This is a genomic window from Variovorax sp. V35, assembly GCF_041154465.1.
GTDB classification, from domain to species: Bacteria; Pseudomonadota; Gammaproteobacteria; order Burkholderiales; family Burkholderiaceae_C; genus Variovorax; species Variovorax boronicumulans.
Genome location: NZ_AP028666.1, coordinates 6,633,807 through 6,652,657, shown reverse-complemented (window position 1 = coordinate 6,652,657; position 18,851 = coordinate 6,633,807). Strand labels below are relative to the sequence as shown.

The following is an 18,851-nucleotide window of genomic DNA, read 5'->3' as shown; positions in this document are numbered from 1 at the left end:
GCTACCAGTTTCTGAAGCGTTTGGGCGGTTGGTACAAGCCGCCCGAGGCGCGTACCAGGTCGCGCATGCTGCGCGCGGCCAGCAGGTTGCGCGTGGCCTGGCGCGGGTCGATCCCCAGGTCCTGCGGCCGGCGGATCACGCCGCGGTCGCGCAGGTTCTCCACGGCGCGCCGGTCGCGCGCCAGGCCGACCGCGGTGTAGCCGGCCACGCCGCGAATCGCCTGCTCGCGCTCCGCATCGCTGCGGCACAGCAGCAGGTTGGCGATGCCTTCTTCGGTGAGGATGTGGGTGACGTCGTCGCCGTAGATCATGATCGGCGGCAGGTCCATGCCGGCCTGCTCCTGCAGCGTCCACGCGTCGAGCCTGTCGACGAAGGCCGGCTGCATGTGCTCGCGAAAAGTCTCGACCATCTGCACGACCAGCTTCTGCCCGCGCGGTGTGCCAGCCGCACCGGTGCGCCCGGCACGTGCCTCCTGGCCGGCTTTGAGCCAGGCGGGGCTCGCATGGCGGCGGCCGCGCGCATCGGCGCCCATGTTGGGCGCGCCGCCGAAGCCGGCAATGCGGCCCAGCGTGGCGGTGGAGCTGTTGCCGTCCAGGTCGATCTGCAGCGTCGAGCCGATGAACAGGTCGCAGGCGTAGTGCCCGGCCGCCTGGCAGAAGGCGCGGTTGCTGCGTAGGCTGCCGTCGGCGCCGGTGAAGAACACGTCGGAGCGTGCACGGATGTAGTCCTCCATGCCCAGCTCGGAGCCGAAGGAGTGCACCGACTCGACCCAGCCTGCTTCGATCGCCGGGATCAGCGCTGGGTGCGGGTTTAGCGCCCAGTGCTTGCCGATCTTGCCCTTGAGGCCGAGCGATTCGGCATAGGTGGGCAGCAGCAGTTCGATGGCCGCGGTGTCGAAGCCGATGCCGTGGTTCAGGCGCTGCACGCCGTACTCGGCATAGATGCCCTTGATCGCCATCATCGCCATCAGCACCTGCACTTCGCTGATCTGCGCAGGGTCTCGGGTGAAGAGCGGTTCGATGACGTTGGGACGCGGCGCCTTGACGACGAAGTTCACCCAGTCGGCCGGGATGTCGATGCGCGGCAGCGTCGTGGTCTTGCCGTCGACCAGTTCGTTGACCTGCGCGATCACGATGCCGCCCGAGAACGCCGTGGCCTCGACGATGGCCGGCGTGTCTTCGGTATTGGGGCCGGTGTAGAGATTGCCTTCGGCATCGGCCGCCTGCGCCGCTACCAGCGCCACCTTGGGCGTCAGGTCCACGAAGTAGCGCGCGAACAGTTCCAGGTAGGTGTGGATCGCGCCGATCTCGATGCGCCCGGCCGACACCAGCTTGGCCAGCCGCGCGCCCTGCGGTCCCGAGAAGCTGAAGTCCAGCCGGGCGGCCACGTCGTTCTCGAAGATATCCAGGTGCTCGGGCAGCGCCAGCACCGACTGCACCATGTGCAGGCCATGCACCTTCGCCGGATCGACCTGGACCAGCGCGCGCGCCAGGAAGTCCGCCTGCTTCTGGTTGTTGCCTTCGAGGCAGACGCGGTCGCCTGGCTGTAGCACGGCCTCCAGCAGCTTACCGACGGCTTCGGTGGCTACGCGCTTGCCCGTCAGATCGGTGCCGAGCGCGGCGGCCGCCCGCGCAAGACGTGCCGTGCGATTCTCGGCCTTGATGTTCCAGTTCATGCGGTCCATGGAGGTTCCTCAACCCACGAGTGCCTTGGTGGCAAAAAACAGCACCGATGGGCCCATCAGGCAGCCGAGGCCGGTGTGAAAGGTCGCCACGAGTGCGCCGTAGGGCACTAACTTGCGGTCGGTTGCGGCGAGCCCGGCGGATACACCGCTGACGGTGCCGGCGAGGCCGCCGAAGACCATCGCCGAGCGCGGGGTTTTCAGCGCCAGGAAGCGCGCCGCGATGGGCGTGCCCACCATCACGATGATGGCCTTGACCAAGCCCGTCGCGATGCTCAGTGCCATCACGTCCGGACTCGCGCCGATGGCCGCACCCGTGACGGGGCCGACGATGTAGGTGACGGCTCCGGCACCAATGGTGGTCATGCTCACTGCGTCGGAGTAGCCGAAGGCGCGTGCAATGCACGCGCCGACGATGAAGGGGAGCACGGTGCCCAGCAGCAGCGACACCACGCCGATCAGCCCGGCCTTGCGCGCCTCGGTGGCCTGCACTTCGAAGGCCGTCGCCACGATGGCGAAATCGCGCAGCATTGCACCACCCATCAGACCGATGCCGCCGAACAAGGACATGTCGGCCAGCCCCTTGTGGCCACCAGTCTGCGTGCCGCCCCAGTAAGCGAGCGCGAGGCCGATCACGATTGCAATGGCGGAGCCATGAACGCGGCCGAAGGTCAGCCGGCGCGAGATCTGACCCGACAGGAGAATGATCAGGCCGACCACCGCAAAAGCGGTAACGAGGCCATTCTGGATGGCGGCTTTTTCGAGGATTTCGATCATGTCGTTCACTCCGCTTCGGTCAGCAGAGGGTTGTCGTGCGGCTTGGGCGCGCCCTCCGTTTCAACGGGGGTGCGCTCCGTTCGATTGATCAGCGCGATGACGCAGGCACAGACCGCAACCGCGGCAATGGCCGAAAGCACTGCGACCGGGCCACCGCGCAGCGCGGAGACCATATCTTGCTGCGCCGCCATGGCGACCACGACGGGTATGTACATCGCACCCCAGTACTCGACGCCGAGCTCTGTCAGCTTCGGCAGGATGTCGCGCTTTTGCATGTAGAGCCGCGCGAAGATCAGCAGAAGCATGGCGATGCCGACTCCGCCCACGTTCGTCTTCACGCCCAGCGCCTGCCCGAGCAGATCGCCGAGGAAGATGCCCAGCAGGTGGCACACAGCCAGCAGGGCGGTTCCGAGAATGATCATGTTCGTCTCCAGTTTTTGTGGCCGTGCAAGATGCGCAGCGTTCTGAAGACGTACGGTATCGGCAGCCTCCCTCGCGATCAATTAACCGGGGGCGGCGATGCTTACGGTGCGTGAAACGATTGCGGGTAAACCCTTAGGACAGTTCGGCCTTCGAAGTGCGGCACAGCGTCAGCAGCGCAAGCAGGTTGGGGTCGCGCTCCCGTGTGCGCAGGAAGTTGAGCGCAATGGTCTGGCGCATCAGGTACTTGGGCTGCAGCGGGATCAATTGCACGTTATGCGGCAATACGCCGCGCACCCGGCCCGGCAGCAGCGTGTAGCCGACGCCCCCGCTGACCAGGTTCATTAGTGAAAAGATGTCGCCTGTCTTCATCACCACGTTGGGCGTGAAGCCCGCCACGCGAAACGACTCCACGAAACCGCTGTACGTGACGAAACCTTCGCTCAGGCTGACGAACCGTTCGCTGGCGCAGGCGCCCAGGTTGATCTCCTGCTGCGCCGAATAAGGAGATCCCGTGGGGGCGGCGAATTGGATGTCGTCCTCGAAGAGCGGCTCGGATTCGACGTCGGAAGTCCCCTCGGGAACCGCCATGAGGGCGGCATCGATCGCGCCATCGCGTAGCTTCTGCAACAGGTCGGCATTGGACCCCAGCACGAGCTCGGTGTGCAGGTCCGGCATGCGCAGCTTCAACCCCATGATCAGCCGCGGCACCGTGCGGCTTGTCAAAGAGTAGAGCGAGCCGATCCGGATCCGATCTGCGGAATAGCCGGCAACCTCCCGCGTGGAGCGGATGCCCTCGGACATCGTACGCAGGACGTCGCGAGCCACCTCTGCCAGCGCCTGCGCCGCGTCGGTCGGGTGCAGATTGCGCCCCTCGTGTCGAAACAAGGTGCAGCGCAGCCCCGACTCCAGTGCATGCAAGGCGCGATGGACGCTCACGGCGCTGGTTTCAAGCTTTTCGGCCGCACGGGCGAGATTTCCGGTCTCCATGAAGACCAGGAGGATTTCGAGCCGGCGGAAGGTGATCTCTTCGTCGACGTGAAGATGCATGATCGGGTTGCGAGTGGGGGCGGATCGTACTGCAGTCGAACGAAATTTGTCAGCCGCCTATGTCCTTGAAAAAACCAACGAAAAGGTTGCGAATCCATTGGCATAGCGGGGCCTGCTCGAAGCGGCGGCTCCACTGGATCGACACGGTGACGGTACTAGCCCGATGATCGCGAGTTGACATGCGGGTATGCAACAGTGATTCCGCATCGAGAGCCTCAACGGCGCTAAACAACTGCCTTTGCAGATGTAGTCCCCCAGAAACTCTGGAAGCGACGCACCGTGCTGGAGGTGCTTGCCTTGGATCAATTGTCTAGGCGCAGTCTTGAAAATCAGTGACAACTCTACATTCCGTTGAGGCGAACGAAGGAGTGTTTCGTGTGGTTTTGATCGCCTGCAGATGCTTACTCGCCGAACGCATATTGACATGCATAAATGTAAGTTTGTGCATTGGACTATCGCCGATACGCTTCCGCCTTTCCCCAGCATGTCAACCCAGCAGGCTCTCGTGTCGCCAATGCCGCCGAGAGCCTTGCGTCTTCGTCCATGAGTGCCGTTCTTCCTCACTTGGTTCCCGACCCATCGGCACCTCCGACCTTTTCGCTCCCTCCCTCCGTAAGTCGCATCACCGTCATCGCTGATGCGGCAGCTGATCGGAAGCAGGGGTCCTCGACACGCAGCGAGCCGGGTCGATGGCGCATCTTCGTTCCTTGGCTTCTGCCGATCGCGCTGATTGCGCTGTGGCAGTACTTTTCTGCAATCGGTCGGCTGCCTGCGGGTATTCTCCCGGCACCTTCCGATGTGCTGCGCGCGGCGTGGCAACTCGCTGAGCGAGGCGAGTTGCAGCGAGACGTGCTGGTGAGCTTGCGTCGCGTCGCGATCGGCTTCGTGACCGGCGCGGCGACCGGCCTGGTGTTGGGTTTCCTGGTCGGACTGTCGAGCCTGGCGCACGGCTTGCTCGACCGATCGCTGCAGATGGTTCGCACCATCCCGCATCTGGCCCTGGTGCCGCTAATGATTCTCTGGTTCGGCATCGGCGAGGAGCCGCGCGTGCTGCTGGTGGCAATGGGGTCGCTGTTCCCGGTCTACATCAACACGATGAGCGGCATCCGCAATGTGGATCCGAAGCTGATCGAGCTGGGGCGCTCGTATGGTCTTGGGCCCATCGGGCTGATCGTCAGCGTGGTGCTGCCAGGTGCATTGCCATCGATCCTGACCGGCATTCGATACGCCCTTGGCGTGGCTTGGCTCACGTTGGTGGTCGGCGAGACCATCGCATCGCGCGACGGCATCGGCTACATGGTGCAGAACGCCCGCGAGCTGCTGCGCACCGACGTCATCCTGCTGGCGATCGTGTTGTACGCCATCGCCGGGTGGCTGGCCGACTCGATCACCCGGGTGGTCGAGCGGTGCTTGCTGCGCTGGCATCCGAGCTATGCCAAAGGGGCGGCGCGATGACCGGACCATCGTCCAGCGGCGATGGGCTGAGCCTGCGCGGTGTCGGCAAGGCCTTCGGCGAACGCACCGTGCTACACAAGGTCGACCTAGAGATCCCGACCGGCCAGTTCATCGCACTCATCGGTGCCAGCGGTGTCGGCAAGTCGACCCTGTTGCGCATCGTCGCGGGGCTCGAGCCGCCGACTTCGGGGCGTGTCGAGTTGCGCTCGAACCACCCGTCGCCGGACATCCGGATGATGTTTCAGGAAGACCGGCTGATGCCTTGGCGCACGGTGCTGCGCAACGTGACGCTGGGCCTGCGTGGACGTGACGACGATGCCCGCGCGCTGCTCGCGGCGGTGGGGCTGGCCGGCCGCGACAAGGACTATCCGGTCGTTCTGTCGGGTGGGCAGCGCCAGCGGGTCGCACTCGCGCGGGCCCTGATCCACGAGCCCGAACTGCTGCTGCTTGATGAGCCTTTCGGTGCGCTCGACGCGATCACGCGGACGTCGATGCAGCTGCTGCTCGAAGGCCTTCTCGCACGAAGGCCGCGCACCGTGCTGCTGGTCACGCACGACGTCGAAGAGGCGCTGGTGCTGGCCGACCGCGTACTGCTGATGCGCGACGGGCGCGTCGCCCGCGACCTGTTCATCGACCACGAGCGCCCGCGCCATCGCGGCGACCCCGAACTGGCCGCCCTCAAAGAAGAGCTGCTTGAAGGACTCGTGTCTGCGCAAGCCGCGCAGGCCATCCGTTGAACGCCGACAGGCACGCCATCCACTCTCGTTTTCTTGACTTACACCAGGACTCTCGACCATGTCGATCGACAAGCTTTCTCATCCTGTCTCCACGGCTTCGGCCGCACGGCGGCATTTCCTGCGTCTGAGCGGCCTGGCGCTGGCCGGCGGTGCCGGCGCGCTGCCACTGATCGGTTGCGGCAAGGGCGACACTCCGCCGGCAGCACCCGCCAAGGCGGTTGGCAACGCGGCCGCTGTGGCCGATACCTCAGCGGCCGCACTTTCGCAGATCACGATCGCCATCATCGGTGACGGCCGCACGGGCGTATTCGCGTCGCTGCGCGCTGGGGACGGCGGCAGCAAGCTCGAGAACGACATTGCCGCCAAGGTGGTCTGGCAGCCCGGCTTCACCGCCTCGCTGCCGGTCATGGAGGGCATCAAGGCTGGCGGCGTCGACTTCAGCTTCGCGACCGCCACCGCGATCGTCAACGCAGTCGCGGCGGGCGTACCGATCGTGCCGTTGGCGGCATATCCGCTACCGGCAACCGAGGTCGACGTGCTGGTGGCGAAGGATTCGCCGATCCGGTCCGCGGCCGATCTGAAGGGCAAGAAGATCGCCCACCAGAACGGCACCACCGGCACTTACAGCCTGATCAAGTACCTGGAGAGCGCTGGACTGCGGCTAAGCGATGTGCAGGCGGTCAGCCTGAGCGGTGCCGATGCCTACACGGCCTTTACCCAGGGCAGCGTGGACGCGTGGATCCACTGGCAGCCCGCCAGTGCTTTGGCCCTGGCCAAGCTCGGCGACAAGGCGCGCACGTTGCCGGAGGTGAAGACCTATGACTATGCCTTCTACGTCGCACGCGCCGACTTCGCCGACAAGAACCCGCAGGCGGCGGCCAAGCTCGTGCGGCTGATCCGGGAGGCACAGCAGTATGCCGTCTCGCATCCGGACGAGACCGTCGCGTCCTGGGCCAAGCTCGGAGGCTTCGAAGCCGGCAGCGTCGAGCAGAAGGTGTATCGGCAATTGATCGTTGACGCCCGTTTGTCCGACTCGGGGGCAGTCGCGCTCAAGCCGATCGACAGCGCCGCCGCCGATTCGACGCAGGATCTGGCCGACAACTTCCAGTCGCTGGGCGTCCTGCCGAACAAGGTCGACGTGCGCAGCTTCCTGCTCGACGCCCGTTTCGACGCCATCAAGAAACTCGTTGCCGCCGAACTCGGCGCCTGAACCATGACCCACGCCAAAGACAAGAAGATCCACCTCGCGGCCTTTGTCACTGCGGGCCCGGGCCGCCCCGGCGGCTGGCGCTATCCGGCATCGGAGAGCGGCTGGCTCGATGCCGACTACTACCAGGGCATCGCGCGCACGCTCGAGAAGGGGCTGTTCGACCTGGCCTTCTTCGCCGACATCCTCGCGGTGCCCGACCGCTACCAGGGCAGCAACGATACGCAGCTGCGCTACGGCGCACTCGGCTCGCTGCGGCTCGATCCGGTGGTGGTGCTGTCGATCATGGCGGCTGCGACCCGGCACCTCGGACTGGCGTCGACGCGCTCGACCAGCCACTACGAGCCCTTCGAGGTGGCGCGCTCCTTCGCGACGCTGGACCATCTGAGCGCGGGCCGCGCCGCCTGGAACGTCGTCACGTCGTTCCAGGACGCAGAAGCCCGCAACTTCTCGAAGAAAGAGCAAGTGCCGCGCAACAAGCGATACGACCGGGCCGACGAGTTTCTCGAGGTGGTCTTCAAGCTCTGGGACAGCTGGCAGGACGACGCGCTGGTGCAGGACCGCCAGACACCGCTGTTTGCCGATCCGTCGAAGGTCCACTACGTCGACCACGAGGGCGAGTGGTTCAGCGTCAAGGGGCCGCTGAACGTCTCCCGACCCCCGCAGGGCTACCCGGTGATCCTGCAGGCCGGCGCGTCAGACCGCGGCCGGGACTTCGCGGCGCAATGGGCCGACGCCATCTTCGTGAGCCACGATTCGCTGGACAGCGCCAAGGCCTTCTACAAGGAGATCAAGGACCGCGTGCGATCACATGGCCGTGACCCCGACTCGCTTAAGGTGCTTCCCGCTGCGACGCCGCTGGTCGGGGAGACGCAAGCCATCGCCGATGAGAAAGACCGCGCGCTGCGTGCGCTGGTCGATCCTCATGCCGGCTTGTCCACGCTGTCCTATCACCTGGACGTGGACCTCTCGAAATACCCGCTCGACTCGGCGTTGCCCGACATCGACGTGCCGGGAGTGCAGGGCCACTACCAGGAAGTGCGCGAAGCCACCGAACGCGACAAGCTGACCCTGCGTGATTTGGGCAAGCGCTATGGCAGCCGCTACGAAGGCGACCTGATCGGTACGCCCGACAAGGTGGCGGACGGCATGGAGCGCTGGTTTCGGGAAGGTGCCTGCGATGGCTTCATGATCAGCGCGCCCTACCAGCCGGGCGGGTTCGAAGACTTTGTGCGGCTGGTGGTGCCTGAACTGCAGCGGCGTGGGCTCTACCGCACGGCGTACGAAGGCGCGACCCTGCGCGAGAACCTGGGCCTGGAGCGGCCGGCTGCCGGCGCATGGAAGGAGCGTGCTGCATCGGGAGCCGCTGCGTCCGCAAGGAGGACTGCATGAGCACGAGCGCCGATCAACCGCTCGAAGCCCCGGTGGCGCCTGGCGAGATCGTGACCGTGCGCGCTCGTGCCGTCGACATTTTCGGCCGCTTCCTGGTGAGCGCGCGCCAGCACCACTTCGTATCGGACACGAAGGCTACGGCTGGCGGGCCCGGGGACGCAGTGCAGGCGGGCGAACTGCTCTTGGCTTCGCTCGCCTCGTGCGGTCTGGGGTTGGTGCAGAAGGCGGCGCGCGAGCGCGATGTGCTGCTGAAGGACGCCGAAGTCGGTGTTTCCTTCGAGCGCGACCCGGAAGATGGCACGCGCTACGCGGCTATTCGGCTGAACTTCTTGTTTGAAGGGGTCGATCTGGCCACCGCGCAATCGCTAGTAGATGCGTTCACTGGCGCCTGTCCTATCTACAACACCTTGAGAAGGGGTGGTCCGATCGAGGCCACTGTCGCAATTCGCTGAGCAGCTGCAGCGAATGAAGGGGCAAGATCGTGAGAAACAGGAGTCGAGCGGCTGCTTCGCCCAGCGTCCCCGACTCGCGGTTTGTCGTCCACTCCGACCACAGTGTTCACTATCGCTGGCTAGGGCGGACCTTGCGAATCGAAGGTGCGAAGCTCATTCGCTCGATGTCTCGCAAGGGTCGCTCACCTGACAACGCGGTGTGCAAAGGATTCTTCGACCGGCTGAAAACGAAGTCGTTGTACTCTCGGGTCTCGAAGATCGCGACCATTGAGCAGTTCGTTGAGGTAACTGATTCCTACACCCGCTGGTACAACGAGAAGCGGATCAAAATCCCCCTTGGTTCTCTCAGCCCTATCGACTACCGAAAAAGTCTCGGACTTGCTACACAAAACCAGTCCAATTTTTTGTTCGCATCCCCTGATGTAGGCATCCAGAACCTGCGTGAACTATTCGATGGTCGTCGCCCGCCAGTCACGAACGTAGAACGGCTCGGTCTTGAGCCGGCCGAAGAAACCCTCATAGGCTGCATTGTCTGGCGAGTAGCCCTTGCGTGACATCCAACGTACCAGCTTGGCCTGGGCGATGCGTGACAGCCATCCTGGCCAACGGTAGTAGGCGCCGCGGTCGGAATGAAAAACAGATCGTGCGCCTGTGTTGCCCACTGAAGCAATTGCCGCGTCCAGCATCGTGTTGACGAGCTCTGCATCTGGTCATGTGCCGATTGGCCAGTTCACCACCGTCCCGTCGAAGCAATCGACTATGGGCGAGAGGTAGACCTTGCCCGCGGGCAGTTGGAACTCCGAGATGTCGGTGAGCCACTTCTGGTTCGGCGCCGTGGCGCCGAAGTCGCGGTTCAGCAGTTTCTCGCAGGGCTGATCTCGCCCAGGTAGGAGCCGTAATGACGTCGTTTTGGTACTGCAGCCAAAAGGCTCTCTTGCTTGATCAGGCGTCGAACCACCCGCTCCGAGACGCACAAGCACTGCCTGACCAATGAGGCCTGGATCCGGCGGTAGCCGTAGCAGCAGTGGTTGCGCTCAAAGATATCGGTGATCGTACGACGCACCTCGGCGTACTTCTCTCCTGCCTTAAGCCGAGCACGATGGTAGAAGTGCGAGCGGTGATCAAGGCTCACTGAGACAAGCTGCTCGGCCACCGGCGCCATGCTGCACGTCATACAGGCCGTCTTCGTCCGATTGCCACGCGTCCGTGCGGGTGTTGGCAATCGGCTCGCCGCTGATGCCGCGCACCGGCATGGAGTGCCGTGCGCACCGTTGGAGATGTCTACGCCAAGTTCGTAGTGAGGCGTGGTCGTCGATGGCTACGGAAAGTAACTCCCCGCCTGCATCATTGATCGAGTCGTATCAGTTGCCTGTAGATCCGGTCTGGCCTTGACTACAGAACAGGGCAAGACCAAGACGAGTTTGACGTCGGCCCACTCCTGCATATCAAGCGTTAACGTATGCCTCCAGTCGCCTTTGCGCATGCGTAGTTGGCGTCAATCAGTTCTTTCATCACGTGAATGAAGTCGTTGACCACGTTGGATCGCGGTTGGTGCGAAGGAAAGACCATGCAAAGTTCGAACGGTACAGTGGGTACTAAGGGGCGAAACACGATTGCGGCGTCCCGAAATCTCGCGGCGGTGAAGGGATCCACTACTGTGATGCCGAGTCCACCAGTGACCATGCCACAGGCCACATGTGCGAGGGTGGTTTCGACGGAGCGATTGCACGTGACTGCGGCCGTTTCCATTGCCAGTTCCAGCCGCATACGGAACGGACTGTTTCGGCTCAATGAGATAAATGATTCACCTTGCAGGTCGGAAATTTTCACCATCTTCTTTCGTGCAAGGCGATGGCCACGTGGGAGGGCGCAAACGCTCGCAACGCTAGGCAATGCAAGGATTTCCACGCCTGGGTAATCAGTGCCAACCATTTGGACAAATCCAATGTCGATCTGGTGCGCTGCAGTGAGTTCGAGGATGCCAAGCGAATTCCGGACATCTAGCGATATTGCCAGCCCAGGTCGCGCCAGTGCGAACCGTCGCACTCCTTCGCTCAGCAAGCTCAGGCCTAAGGTGTGCATCGAGGCGATACGCAACGTTCCGATGCGTGCTGATTTCAAATCAGCAGCGACACGTTCGACCTGCTCAAGTCCGCGATAGTAGCGATCTACCTCGCGAAACAGTTGCTGCGCTTCAGCGCCAGCAATGATTTTGTTGCCTTCGCGTCGGAACAACCGGAGATCAAGCGTTTTCTCCAAGTCCTTGATTAGCCTGCTTACAGCAGGTTGGCTGATCTTGAGAAGTTCGGCGGCCGTGGTCATGCTGCCGGAGAGCATGACCTTCCGAAAAGCTTCTAGCTGTCGGGGATTCAGTTGCATCAAGTTGCCTTCTGTTGGCGCTGCACATGCCGTACGTCGTCAGCATAACATTTCCTTATGTGCGTCCAACTCCATATGGCGTTGTGCTGGGCAGATATCGCCATCATCATTTTGTGGCCAAACCGAAGACAGCGATGACGACGGCCACACGTTTGACTTCGGGCAGCTAAACGCACTAAGCCCCTTGCATTGACCATCACAATGACATCCCATCTCGTCTCGGAAACTCTGCTCGTTGAGGCGCGACTGAGCGCGCCGCCAGCCGCCCGGCTCATTAAGTATCACGATCTGCCCGGACTGGACCGCGAGAAGCGGCAGTTTCATGAGTTCATCGCTGTCGACATGGCGCATACCGTCATGCTCGTCGAGGAGCACATCATTTCGGTAGATACCGGGCGTGCCATCCTGCAGCAATTGCAAGTGATGCGGCACCTCAAACCTTCAGATTTCCCGATCGACGTGCGCAGAGGCAGTTTCCTTCTGCAGGTTGAGTCGTACATGTTCGCAGCTATTGGCGAGGATCTAGGAGGGCAGATGCACACCGGCCGAAGCCGAATCGACCAAGGTGCCACGGTCCGACGCCTGTACAAGCGAAACCGCATGCTGGATGTGATGGACCACCTGAATAACCTACGCGAAGTCATTGACCAGCAGGCACGCCGCCACGCGCGAACCATCATGCCCGGCTACACCCACATGCAGCACGCGCAGCCTTGGGTATTTGGTCATTACCTCCTTAGTTTTAGTTCGCGCCTGCACGACAGTTTCCAGCGCCTGACCGAAGCGTGGGGGCGTGTCAACCGCAATCCGCTTGGCACGGTAGGGCTGGCCGGCACTTCGTGGCCGCTAAACCGCCTGCGCACGATGGAGTTGCTCGGCTTCGACGGGCTTGTAGAGAACTCCAAGCTGGGGCGAGAGGCATATTACGCTGCGGAGGCGATAGCCGCGTTGGCTTTTGTGATGGCCGACCTGAACGATTTGGCCACGGACCTGCACGTGTGGTCCAGCACCGAGTTCGGTCTGGTCGAAAGTGACGACAGCTACTGCGGAACCAGTAGCATTTTCCCGCAGAAGAAGAACCCCGCAGGGCTGGAGACCATCAAGAAGGCTGCCGGCTCGGCGGTGACCTGGCTGGCCACTTCCTTGGCTACTTTCCGCGCTGAAGGCACCGGCGACCAAGCCATGCGCGATTTGCCGCTGATTGACGAGGCGCTTTCCACCACCGAGGGCATGCTGGACTTGTTTACCGGCATATTGGAGACGCTAGTCGTGCACGAAGACCGTATGGCGGCGTTGTTACGTGGCAGTTGGTGCACGGCAAGCAACTTGGCCGACGTGATCGTGCGAGAACGCGGGCTCTCGTTCCGCCAAGTCCACCACATTGTGGCGCGCTTGGTGCGCAACTGCCTAGCGCAGCAGGTTGGTCCTGGCGATCTCAGTGGTGCGATGCTCGACCAGGCGGCGCTGGAAACCACTGGCCTGGAATTGGGCTTTGATGATCAGGCCGTGCGAGATGCACTGGACCCCCGACGCTTTGTCGAGACGCGCGTAACTGACGGCAGCGTGGCGCCACAACAGGTGGAACGTCTGCTGGTCCATGCCCAGGCAGAGCTCGAAGCCGACCGCGGGTGGATGGAAAGGACACGTGTTCGCCTCGCACGCGCGCAGAACCAACTGAACCGAGCCGTCGATCAGGTTACCGCTGCCGCTGAAGTCGCATGACGAACGAATTTGCTGCATGGGTGCACGAGCTGGACATGGCATTCGATCCTGTAGGGGCGCAGCCGATGCGCCACTGCTGGCCCCCAGTCTTCAGATCGGCCGTTGGTTCGACACACCTCTTCCACGCATAGCGGAGATCATTTCGTGCTCGCTTTCAGAACCATCATCGCCTTCCTCGCCGCCGGTCTTCTGGCGAACGGCGCCGTGCATGCACAGCAGCAGGTCAAGCCGGGGGTCGTCATCTTCGCCACCGGGGGGACTATCGCCGGCACAGCCAAGAGCAGCATCGATACAACGACATACCGGTCCTCGACGCTCGAGGTCCAAAGCCTGATCGATGCTGTGCCCGAGATCCGGGAAGTCGCGACCGTAACGGGTGAGCAGATCTCCAATGTTGGCAGTCCCGACGTTGACCAGTCGATCCTGCTGCGGCTTGCTCGAGAAATCAATCGATCCCTGGCCGATCCAGGTGTTCATGGCGTTGTGGTGACACATGGGACCGACACATTGGAAGAGACGGCATTCTTCCTGGATCTGACCACCGCAGGTACAAAACCGGTCGTGATTGTCGGGGCGATGCGACCCACTACGGCCATCAGCGCGGATGGTCCGATGAATCTGCTCCAGGCGATCACGCTGGCCGCCAGCAGAGATGCAGACAACAGAGGCGCCATGATCGTTCTGAACGACAGGATCGGCTCAGCTTTCTACACCACGAAGACGAACACAACATCTCTGGATGCTTTTCGAGCGACGGAGCAAGGCTATCTAGGCATGTTCATTGGTGTGAAGCCCCGCTTCTACTACTCGCCTGCAATTCCACGCGGAAAATTGACCTTCAACGTGAATGGCGTGAATTCGTTTCCCAAGGTCCCCATCATCTACTCGTACGAGGATCAGGATGCAGATCAGATCGACGCGGCCCTTCGCGCAGGCGCCAAGGGAATCGTGATTGCTGGAAGCGGGAATGGGGCCACTCCTTTGAGCGTCAGGAAGCGACTGATTGAACTGACGAGTCAGGGATTTCCCATCGTGCTATCGACCCGTACTGGCGGCGGCTTCTCCACGAGGAGTGTTGAGGGGATTGCCTCGGGAATCTTCAACCCGCAAAAGTCTCGCATTCTGCTCATGCTGGCCCTAGCCCAGGGCGCAGACGTCCCAACCATTCGAAATTATTTTCACGAGTAATTAAAAACGCAAGGAGATACATGATGAAGCGTCTACGAAATCTATTTGCAATGATTCTCCTCGCGCTTGCCGCCACTGTAGTTTGTGCGCAAGATTATCCCAGCAAGCCGATTCGCCTGATCGTTCCGTTTCCACCGGGTGGCACCACCGACCTTCTGGGACGGATGCTTGCTGCGCATCTTTCCGAGGCGTTGGGACAGCGTGTGATCGTCGACAACCGGGCGGGTGCCGGCGGCACTATAGGGTCCGACATCGTCGCGAAGTCCGCTGCGGACGGATATACGCTGATGCTTGCTGGTATCAGCACACAATCAATTAATGGTGCGCTCTACAAGCACCTGCCCTACGATCCCGAAAAAGATTTCACGCCGATTGGACTTCTTGCGAGTGTTCCGAACATCCTGGTTGTCAACCCTCAGGTGCCGGTCCGGTCCGTGTCAGAGCTGATCGCCTATGCCGGGAGGGATCCCGGCCGAGTGAATATGGGATCGGCTGGCAACGGCACCACGAATCATCTTTCCGGCGAATTGTTCAAGGCGATGACTCATGCCCCGATTGTTCATATCCCATATAAGGGAAGTGGACCGGCTATGGCCGATCTTTTGGCAAACCAAGTTCAGCTAATGTTCGACAATTTGCCAGGCTCGCTGCCACATGTTAAAGCGGGCAAGCTGCGCGCGCTGGCCGTGACCAGCGCTGCGAGATCCCCTCTGCTGCCGGAAGTCCCTACCATGGCCGAAGCGGGAGTGCGTGGCTATGTTGTAGACGTATGGTTCGGCGTGGTTGCGCCCAAGGGGCTGCCTGGCAATGTGCTGACTCGGCTCTCAGGAGAGATCGCCGGATTTGCGCGTAATAAGGAAATTCAGCGCAAGTTGGCTGAACAAGGAGCTACGCCATTACTCTCGACTCCAACCGAGTTCGCCGATCGAATCCGTTCTGACGCTGAAAAGTGGGCCAAGATCGTGCGCGATGCTGGCGCCAGGGTCGATTGAATAGCCGCAAACTAGCCTGCCATCTGTTGCCAAGCGCCAAACGCCGCCGAGTCAACTTGGCCTGGGCCTGAACCCGTCGACGAAGAAGGCGCGCAAGCGCGAGTTCCTCGATGAGATCGACCGGGTGGTTCCATGGAGCGCAGTGGTGCAAATCGTTGAGCCGCACAGCCCGCGAGCCAAAGGCGATGCTGCGCATTCAATACTTGCTGCAATGGTTCGGGCTGAGCGGCCCGGCCATGGAAGAAGCGCTGCACGACGGCCCCGCTGTACCGGGAGTTCGCTGGTCTGGGTGACGGCGCTAGTCGCCTGCCCGAAGAGACCACCATCTTGCTGTTTCGTCATCTGCTGGAAGCCCATGACCTGGCCGTCGGCATGCTGCGCGTGGTCAACGACATCCTGCAGGCCAAGGGCCTGATGCGCGCACGGGCACGGTCGTGGACGCTACACCGATCTTGGCGTCCAGTTCGACCAAGAACGCCGATGGCTGGTGCTATCTGGAAATGCGTCAGGGGTGCTACGCGATGAAGACGCGCATCGGCGTAGATGCCGCATTGGGCCTGCCGCACGCGGTGGCGGGCACAGCGGCGAACGTCAGCGACATCAACGTCGCCGGCGCGCTCTTGCACGGTAAGGACACACGGCCTTCGGTGACTTGGACTACCGGGGTGTGCACAAGCGAGCGGAGGCCGTGGGGCCGACCTAGGACGTGGCGATGCGTCCGGGCAAACGCAGGAGGCTGAATCTATTCATCGACCCGGGTTCGATGCCGAGCTAGTGGAGAAGCTGAAGACCAGCATCCGGGCCAAGGTCGAGCATCCGTTCCGAATGATTAAGCAGCAGTTCGGGTTCGCGAAGGTTTGCTATCGAGGCTTGGCGAAGAACTCGGCACAGCTCGTCACGCTGTTTTCGCTGTCGGACCAATGGATGGCGCGCAGGCGGTTGATACAGCCCGGGGGGGCGTCTGCGGCGCGTGAATTGGGCTCGCCAAGCTCACGCAACGAGGCTTGGCGTAGCAGATCGATGCTTGGGGCTGCGCGATCTGATCGCCTGAACGGCTCGCCATCACCTTGTTCACCCACCCTCCAGATCGCGTTCTGCAGACTATCCTTGGCCTTGAAATCAGAGAACTCAGATGCATCCGAGTCATGATGGCCCGTGGCGCGCGATGACGGAAGATGTAGATCCTTCCTGTCTCCAGCCGAACGCAGTAGCCGTGAGGAGTTTTCTTGTCCGGAACATCTTGTGAGGTAGCCTACGTTTCGCAGCATGCGCCCGCCACTTCGCACCAGACCAGCGGGTCATAAACATGAATCCAGGTCTTGCCGTACTTGAGCAGCGGACCCAAATCTCCGCGCTCGCTTAAGGCGCGAACGAAGCTCTTTGCAAAACCACGTGCGACTTGCTTCGCGCCAGTGCCTGTATCGCTCGCTTCGTACAGGCCGCAGACCGTACCGGGCACGCCCTCCGCAGATTGGAGTCACAACGCGCCTTTTTTGGTTGATCGATCGCATTGGCTGCGCTTGTGACGATCGCGTTGTTGTGGCTCGCCGCGCCACGCATATTGCCAGGTTGGTGTTTTCCCGTAGTCGCGCTGTTGCCTCTTGTCGGAAGGGCGGACGGACATTTAGACTGGAGATCGGTAAGCTGAATGCAGTTCAGTATGCTGAACATTCGAGGGCGAGTGGCGTACTGGCGCCCATGCTCCATGGAATAGCGCCGCCAAGTCATGCACCCTGTATCCCAAATATGCAGCCACCGTTCGGACAGACCTGTCATTGCTTCGCATGAGCCTGTGCGTCGCTTTGGTGTTGGGGTTGCTCGATCGGGAGGCTTGTCGTTGCGAGCCACGGCTGCGAATCTGCAATCCAAGAATTGGAAGACAACATGAGTGAGGAACTCATCCTCGAAACACGCCAGCTCACCAAGGAATTCAAGGGATTCACCGCGGTCAGCAAGGTCGACCTCTCGGTGAAGCGCGGCTCGATCCACGCGCTCATCGGCCCCAACGGTGCCGGCAAGACGACCTGCTTCAACCTGCTCACCAAATTCCTCGAGCCCACGGCCGGCACGATCCTGTTCAACGGCCACGACATCACGGGCGAACGCCCGGCGCAGATCGCGCGGCGCGGCGTGATCCGCTCGTTCCAGATCTCCGCCGTGTTCCCGCACCTCACATTGCTCGAGAACGTGCGCCTGGGCCTGCAGCGCAAGCTCGGCACCTCGTACCACTTCTGGAAGAGCGAGAAGTCGCTCAAGCCGCTCGATGCGCGCGCCCGCGAACTGCTCGCCGAGGTGGGCCTCGAAGACCTGGCCGACGAACAGACCGTGAACCTGCCCTACGGCCGCAAGCGCGCGCTCGAGATCGCCACCACGCTGGCCATGGAGCCCGAGCTGATGCTGCTGGACGAACCCACGCAGGGCATGGGCCACGAAGACGTGCACCGCGTGGCCGAACTCATCAAGCGCGTGTCGGCCGGACGCACCATCCTGATGGTCGAACACAACATGAGCGTGGTCTCGACCATCGCCGACACCATCACGGTGCTGCAGCGCGGCGCCGTGCTGGCCGAAGGCCCCTACGCCGAAGTCTCGAAGAACCCGCAGGTGATGGAGGCCTACATGGGCACCACCGACGGCGAAATGCAGGGGGCTCACTGAGATGACCGCTGCACTCGAAATCAAGGGCCTGCAGGCCTGGTACGGCGAATCGCACGTGCTGCACGGCGTCGACATGGTCGTGCAGCCGGGCGAGGTCGTCACGCTGCTGGGCCGCAATGGTGCGGGCCGCACGACGACGATGCGCGCCGTGATGGGGCTCACCGGCGCCCGCAAGGGCAGCATCAAGGTCAACGGCGTCGAGACCGTCTCGATGGCGACGCACCGCATCGCCCACCTGGGCATCGGCTACTGCCCCGAAGAGCGCGGCATCTTCGCCAGCCTCTCGTGCGAAGAAAACCTGATGCTGCCGCCCGAACTCAAGGGCGCGGGGCAGGGCATGTCGGTCGACGAGATCTACGCCATGTTCCCCAACCTGGCCGAGCGCCGCCACAGCCAGGGCACGCGCCTGTCGGGCGGCGAGCAGCAGATGCTGGCCGTGGCGCGCATCCTGCGCACCGGCGCCAAGCTGCTGCTGCTCGACGAAATCTCCGAAGGCCTGGCGCCCGTCATCGTGCAGGCGCTGGCCCGCATGATCACCACGCTGCGCGCCAAGGGCTACACCATCGTCATGGTCGAGCAGAACTTCCGCTTCGCCGCGCCGCTGGCCGACCGTTTCTACGTGATGGAGCACGGCCGCATCGCCCTGAAGTTCGGCGCCGCCGAGCTCGAAGCCAAGATGCCCGTGCTGACCGAACTGCTCGGCGTCTGAAATCCAATACTCACCAACACCTCTGAGGAGAC

Annotated in this window: 15 protein-coding genes and 4 pseudogenes; 12 read left to right on the top strand and 7 right to left on the bottom strand. The window is 62.4% G+C overall.

Annotation, left to right across the window (positions count from 1 at the left end; translation table 11 throughout):
- Position 1 precedes the first annotated feature (1 nt).
- The 4 genes from mdcA to ACAM42_RS30680 form a co-directional block, all read right to left on the bottom strand.
- The gene (gene mdcA, locus ACAM42_RS30695) at positions 2 to 1,684 is read right to left on the bottom strand and encodes a malonate decarboxylase subunit alpha (protein WP_369630401.1); all 1,683 of its coding nucleotides are present in this window, start codon (positions 1,682 to 1,684) and stop codon (positions 2 to 4) included.
- A 9-nt stretch (positions 1,685 to 1,693) separates the two neighbouring features.
- Positions 1,694 to 2,458, bottom strand: a complete 765-nt coding sequence (gene madM, locus ACAM42_RS30690) for a malonate transporter subunit MadM (protein WP_369630400.1) — start codon at positions 2,456 to 2,458, stop codon at positions 1,694 to 1,696.
- A gap of 5 nt (positions 2,459 to 2,463) precedes the next feature.
- Positions 2,464 to 2,880: a malonate transporter subunit MadL gene (gene madL, locus ACAM42_RS30685; RefSeq protein ID WP_369630399.1), complete on the bottom strand. Its 417-nt coding sequence runs from the start codon at positions 2,878 to 2,880 to the stop codon at positions 2,464 to 2,466.
- 133 nt (positions 2,881 to 3,013) lie between these two features.
- Positions 3,014 to 3,928 (bottom strand): LysR family transcriptional regulator, encoded by a 915-nt coding sequence (locus ACAM42_RS30680; protein WP_369630398.1) that lies wholly within the window; start codon positions 3,926 to 3,928, stop codon positions 3,014 to 3,016.
- A 543-nt stretch (positions 3,929 to 4,471) separates the two neighbouring features.
- Between ACAM42_RS30680 and ACAM42_RS30675 the strand changes: the two genes are divergently transcribed.
- The 6 genes and pseudogenes from ACAM42_RS30675 to ACAM42_RS30650 all read left to right on the top strand — a co-directional run.
- Positions 4,472 to 5,383, top strand: coding sequence for an ABC transporter permease subunit (locus ACAM42_RS30675; protein WP_369630397.1), 912 nt, complete (start codon positions 4,472 to 4,474; stop codon positions 5,381 to 5,383).
- Positions 5,380 to 6,120, top strand: a complete 741-nt coding sequence (locus ACAM42_RS30670; protein WP_369630396.1) for an ABC transporter ATP-binding protein — start codon at positions 5,380 to 5,382, stop codon at positions 6,118 to 6,120. The genes ACAM42_RS30675 and ACAM42_RS30670 overlap by 4 nt, the downstream gene beginning before the upstream one ends.
- A 58-nt stretch (positions 6,121 to 6,178) precedes the next feature.
- The gene (locus ACAM42_RS30665; protein ID WP_369630395.1) at positions 6,179 to 7,330 is read left to right on the top strand and encodes an ABC transporter substrate-binding protein; all 1,152 of its coding nucleotides are present in this window, start codon (positions 6,179 to 6,181) and stop codon (positions 7,328 to 7,330) included.
- A gap of 3 nt (positions 7,331 to 7,333) precedes the next feature.
- The gene (locus ACAM42_RS30660; protein WP_139706873.1) at positions 7,334 to 8,719 is read left to right on the top strand and encodes an LLM class flavin-dependent oxidoreductase; all 1,386 of its coding nucleotides are present in this window, start codon (positions 7,334 to 7,336) and stop codon (positions 8,717 to 8,719) included.
- The gene (locus ACAM42_RS30655; RefSeq protein WP_369630394.1) at positions 8,716 to 9,171 is read left to right on the top strand and encodes an OsmC family protein; all 456 of its coding nucleotides are present in this window, start codon (positions 8,716 to 8,718) and stop codon (positions 9,169 to 9,171) included. The genes ACAM42_RS30660 and ACAM42_RS30655 overlap by 4 nt, the downstream gene beginning before the upstream one ends.
- A 71-nt stretch (positions 9,172 to 9,242) precedes the next feature.
- Positions 9,243 to 9,554 (top strand): annotated as a pseudogene (locus ACAM42_RS30650) (IS3 family transposase); the annotation flags it as partial.
- A 66-nt stretch (positions 9,555 to 9,620) separates the two neighbouring features.
- On the opposite strand, the pseudogene ACAM42_RS30645 reads toward ACAM42_RS30650, so the two are convergent.
- The 3 genes and pseudogenes from ACAM42_RS30645 to ACAM42_RS30635 all read right to left on the bottom strand — a co-directional run.
- Positions 9,621 to 10,285 (bottom strand): annotated as a pseudogene (locus ACAM42_RS30645) (IS3 family transposase); the annotation flags it as partial.
- Between the two features lie 49 nt (positions 10,286 to 10,334).
- Positions 10,335 to 10,459 (bottom strand): annotated as a pseudogene (locus tag ACAM42_RS30640) (hydroxyquinol 1,2-dioxygenase); the annotation flags it as partial.
- Between the two features lie 164 nt (positions 10,460 to 10,623).
- Positions 10,624 to 11,550, bottom strand: a complete 927-nt coding sequence (locus tag ACAM42_RS30635) for a LysR substrate-binding domain-containing protein (RefSeq protein ID WP_369630393.1) — start codon at positions 11,548 to 11,550, stop codon at positions 10,624 to 10,626.
- A 189-nt stretch (positions 11,551 to 11,739) separates the two neighbouring features.
- Between ACAM42_RS30635 and argH the strand changes: the two genes are divergently transcribed.
- The 6 genes and pseudogenes from argH to ACAM42_RS30605 all read left to right on the top strand — a co-directional run bounded on the left by argH (position 11,740) and on the right by ACAM42_RS30605 (position 18,819).
- A complete protein-coding gene (gene argH / locus ACAM42_RS30630) occupies positions 11,740 to 13,272 on the top strand; it encodes an argininosuccinate lyase (protein WP_260685116.1) in 1,533 nt (510 codons plus the stop codon).
- A 144-nt stretch (positions 13,273 to 13,416) separates the two neighbouring features.
- Entirely contained in the window at positions 13,417 to 14,460 is a 1,044-nt protein-coding gene (locus ACAM42_RS30625; RefSeq protein ID WP_369630392.1) for an asparaginase, read from the top strand.
- Between the two features lie 23 nt (positions 14,461 to 14,483).
- Complete coding sequence (locus ACAM42_RS30620) at positions 14,484 to 15,452, top strand: Bug family tripartite tricarboxylate transporter substrate binding protein (RefSeq protein WP_369630391.1); 969 nt, start codon at positions 14,484 to 14,486, stop codon at positions 15,450 to 15,452.
- A gap of 61 nt (positions 15,453 to 15,513) precedes the next feature.
- A pseudogene (locus ACAM42_RS30615) lies at positions 15,514 to 16,397 on the top strand (IS5 family transposase); the annotation flags it as partial.
- Positions 16,398 to 17,336: 939 nt separating this feature from the next.
- Positions 17,337 to 18,110 carry an ABC transporter ATP-binding protein gene (locus tag ACAM42_RS30610; RefSeq protein ID WP_369630390.1) on the top strand — a complete coding sequence of 258 codons (774 nt, stop codon included), beginning with the start codon at positions 17,337 to 17,339 and terminating at the stop codon, positions 18,108 to 18,110.
- Between the two features lies 1 nt (position 18,111).
- The gene (locus ACAM42_RS30605; RefSeq protein ID WP_369630389.1) at positions 18,112 to 18,819 is read left to right on the top strand and encodes an ABC transporter ATP-binding protein; all 708 of its coding nucleotides are present in this window, start codon (positions 18,112 to 18,114) and stop codon (positions 18,817 to 18,819) included.
- The last annotated feature ends 32 nt before the right edge of the window (positions 18,820 to 18,851 follow it).